Genomic DNA, 4,219 nt, shown 5'->3' on the forward strand with positions numbered 1-4,219 from the left:
GTTTTAAATGCTTTTATTGTTGTGTTTAGAAGACTTATTTTAGTATTTGAAACATGTAAATTGGAAAATATTATATGCTTTTTGTGTTACAATCAATCCTTAGGTTGAAAAACTCGGAGCATTATTAATTTTTTCACAATATATGATAAAAATAAAACTAAATTACTGTTTTTTTATTGCTTGTGAATATTATATCACAGCATATTTTGATAATCAATACTTTGCTGAAAAATTGTATTTTTAGTAAAGTAAATAAAAAAGACTGTATTCCAAAGCTACAGCCTTAAAATATATTTGAAAGGATTCTAAAATAAAACTGAAATAACATAATTCCTGCTGCTACAATCGATCAGTGGGTTTCTATTACATTAGTAGTTTCTATCAATTTGAAAGTCAACAATTTTTTTCATTCTTTTTTTTGCCCTGTTATCAGGGAGATTATCAAGATGCTTTTCTACCCTATATATAAATTTCTTTAGTAATTCTTTTGATTTTTCTATTGAATCACTTTCTTTTACATCTTTTATTAGGAGATCAAGTTCTTTTTCTCTGATTCTACCTCCATTAATTAATTTATCATATTTTTTTCGATAATTATTATTCTCTAATAAACATATAACCGGCAGTGTAACTACACCTTCTTTTAAATCTCTTCCTAAAGCTTTCCCAGTTTTACTTTCTTTACCTGTAAAATCCAGTATATCATCCTGTATCTGAAATGCCATTCCGATCTCAAGCCCCAGTTTATAAAGTGTGTTAAGTCTAATTCCTCTTATATCACTGACATATGCACCTAAATGGGTTGCAAAGCCAAAAAACAAAGCTGTTTTGTGGCGAATTATTTTCAGATAATCTCTAGTATTTATATTAAAATCAAACTTTTTTTCTGCTTGTTCAATTTCGCCTTCACAGATGAGGCGGACAATCTTGTTCAATTTCTGCAGCATTTTATTATCCAAATGGGCAGAAAAAATACTGAAAGTTCTGGAAAGAAGAAAATCACCTATCAATACAGACGTATTTTTGCCGAATTTTGACTGGGCTGTTTTATTACCTCTCCTTATATCTGCATCATCTATTATATCATCATGAATAAGAGATGCCATATGGAGCAGCTCAAGACCTGCCCCAAGTTCAAGCAGTTTTTCCCTATCATAATCCCCAAAACTTGCAGATATAAACATCATTACCGGTCTCAGTCTTTTCCCTCCTCCTTTGACCAAATCATCAACTGCTTCACTAATTATTGGGTGATGGGTACTGGTAGCAGAGTAAATTTTATCATTTATTTTTTTAACAATTTTTTTATAATATTCATCTTTAATTTCCACTTAATTCACCCTCAATAAGCTCAAATTCTTCACCTGTTATTTCAACTTTCCCCTTCAGACCTGGAGACAAATAAACTTTCAGATCCTCGGTAATAAATAGTACTTCTACATTTTTTTGATCTTTTATAAATTCCATTCCTTTTTCCAATCCCAGTATAAAAACACTTGTTGAAAGCGCATCAGCATCAAAAGAACTTTCACTTATAATACTTACACTCAAAAGACCGCTGTCAGCCGGATAACCTGTAGCTGGATCAATTATATGATGATAAATATTACCATTTTTTTCAAAATATCTCTCATAATTTCCAGAAGTAACAATTGTTTTATCAACAGCTTTTATTACTGCCATTATATTACCTCTATTCTTACGGGGATCCTGGATTCCAATTCTCCACTTTGAACCATCTGCTTTATGCCCAATTACAAGTACATTCCCTCCCAGATTTACAAAAGCACTCTTTATATTATTTTCTTCAGCAATTCTTTTTACTTCATCAGCTGCATACCCTTTGGCAATAGCGCCCAAATCAAGCTGCATATCCTTTTGTTTAAGAAAAACTTTATTATTATCTATTTCAATATTTTTGTAGTTTACAAGCTTTTTGGCTTCAGCAATTTCTTCTTCTGTAGGTACTCTAGCATCTTCTGTTCCAATACCCCACAACTCTACCAGTGGACCAATACTGGGATCAAATCTTCCTGATGTTAATTCCGCATAATGAATAGATTTATTAAGTACTTTAATTGTATCATCAGATATTTCAACAGGTTCACTGCTGTGATTTATTTTATATATTTCACTTTTTTTAAGGGTTTTACTCATTAAATTTTCTAATTCTTCAATTCTATCAAAACTTAGATTTAAAACTTTTTCGGCGTTTTTACCTGTAACTTTCATCTGAACAAGAGTATCCATCAGAAATTTGCTCCCGGTTTCTGTCGTCTGCTCTTTTGCTGCATTACTGCAGCCGGCAGCAAATAAAAGTATTAAGGCAAAAATTGACATGATAAAAATCTTATATATCTTTTTATTCTTAAACAATCAAACCACATCCTGTTATATAATTAATTGCAAAATTCAAACTAAATTACTTATATTATTTTATCACATTTACATCAGCTTGCAAAATATAATACAAAAACAAAATATCTTTGAACTTTTTTATTACAGTAAGGTTAAATTTTGTTGATTCGAAAATTATGAATCCATAAATTTTATCCACAATAAACCATCTGTTATAATTAAGGAGTTTCCCCAAAATTTATTTTCAAGCTGCAAAAAGGGGGCTTTAGTCATCAACGAAATTTTTAGATTTAGCTAAAACTCAATTCGGGTGTGAAATAGGGCACACTAATCAATGAGTCCTCCTGACTCATGATTAGCTCACTCCATCCTGCAGTTCAACCCTATTTCTTCCTTCATTTCGTTAAGATTCATTGACTAAAAATTTCAATATTCCTGCATCTCCCCTTTTTGCAGCAGTATATAAAAAATGGGGAAAGTCTATGTTATAATTTCTTTGACATCAAAAAAAACTGCCCCTTTTAAAAGGGGCAGTTTTTTTAGGGGCAGTTTTTTTGACATTTGAATTTTACTTAAGACCAGCCTGTTTCATAGCCATATCAAGTGCATCATTAAAGTTATGATAGCTGTCAGTAGCACCAGACACAAGGTCAACATTACCTTGATTTTCTACAACCTTTTTTGGAAAACTATTAAAGTATTCTACAGCTGCCGCATATGAAGAGTCATCGCTTTTAGCAGGCATTAACATTTCACCGTGATCACCCAGCTCAGAGTTTGCTGTAATGAATCGTGCATTTGTAATTTCTTCACCTTCAACAATAATTTCTATAAGAACATGACCAGAAGCAAAGTTTTCTGCAACACCATAATATTTATTACCTTCATAACTACCGTCAGCAATACTCAAAGCCATTTCTGCAGCTTTGTTGTAGCTTTCACAACTGTTTGTAGCACCAGACACAACATCAACATTTGCAGGGTTTTCTGCTATTAATGCTTTATATGGATACTCCAAAAATGCAATTTTTGCTGGTTCATAATCATAATTTAATCTGAAAGGATTTATCATGTTGACATCAACCAGTCTACCTCTTTCAATAACATATTCAATAACTAAGTCACCATAGTCATCCGGTTCATAAGCAACATAAGTTCCGTCTTTATAACCTTCTGCTGCATATACTCCTGATGTAATTGCAAATATTAAAAACACTGAAAATAAAATAAATATACTTTTCTTCACCAACTATATCTCCTCCCTCTCCTTTTTTAAAATAAATTTTTTGAGTTTATGAAGCTGGTATTATAATTATTACATAATTTAAGAAATAAAAAACTTTCTGTTTAATAATATACCACATGAATTAAAAATCGTCAACAACTTATCATAAATAGGGTTTCCACAAAACTATTTTTAGAGCTGCAAAAAAGGGTAAAAATTTATTGCTGAATTACTTACCTTGTCGTTTCAATTTATAAATTAATCTGGTATAATTAGTTATAGTGAAATAACCCCTTTTTGGTGTTTATGTGTATAAATTAATTATGCCAAAACAGGAGTTTATTTCACCTTTTTTACATAATCTGTGAGCCTATTTTAAAAGTTTCTAATCACAATTGATCCACAATTTTGACTGTTGATAACTTTGAGTTTTTGCGACTTCAAAAAATGAGAAATTATTTTTATTACAATATATTTTTATCTACTCAATTTTTCTGTGTTATTTTCTATATTAAAAATTATTGTTTTTTAAAATTTATACGGCTCTTCGCTATTTAGTGTGGGTAACCCCAATGGCATATGTTAACATTAATGGTAACGTGGAATTTAAATATAGCTTTAAATTAGCATGAATTT

General features: G+C 30.6%; 3 protein-coding genes. All 3 read right to left on the reverse strand.

What is annotated here, in order from left to right; genetic code table 11:
* Positions 1 to 368: 368 nt before the first annotated feature.
* Complete coding sequence (locus DFR78_RS11640; protein WP_114458992.1) at positions 369 to 1,331, reverse strand: polyprenyl synthetase family protein; 963 nt, start codon at positions 1,329 to 1,331, stop codon at positions 369 to 371.
* Positions 1,321 to 2,376: an FAD:protein FMN transferase gene (locus DFR78_RS11645; RefSeq protein WP_233487072.1), complete on the reverse strand. Its 1,056-nt coding sequence runs from the start codon at positions 2,374 to 2,376 to the stop codon at positions 1,321 to 1,323. Before DFR78_RS11645 ends, DFR78_RS11640 begins: the two co-directional genes overlap by 11 nt.
* A 550-nt stretch (positions 2,377 to 2,926) precedes the next feature.
* Positions 2,927 to 3,607: an FMN-binding protein gene (locus DFR78_RS11650; RefSeq protein WP_114458993.1), complete on the reverse strand. Its 681-nt coding sequence runs from the start codon at positions 3,605 to 3,607 to the stop codon at positions 2,927 to 2,929.
* Between the last annotated feature and the right edge of the window lie 612 nt (positions 3,608 to 4,219).

It is taken from the genome of Halanaerobium sp. MA284_MarDTE_T2 (assembly GCF_003337245.1).
Taxonomy (GTDB): Bacteria; Bacillota; Halanaerobiia; order Halanaerobiales; family Halanaerobiaceae; genus QPJE01.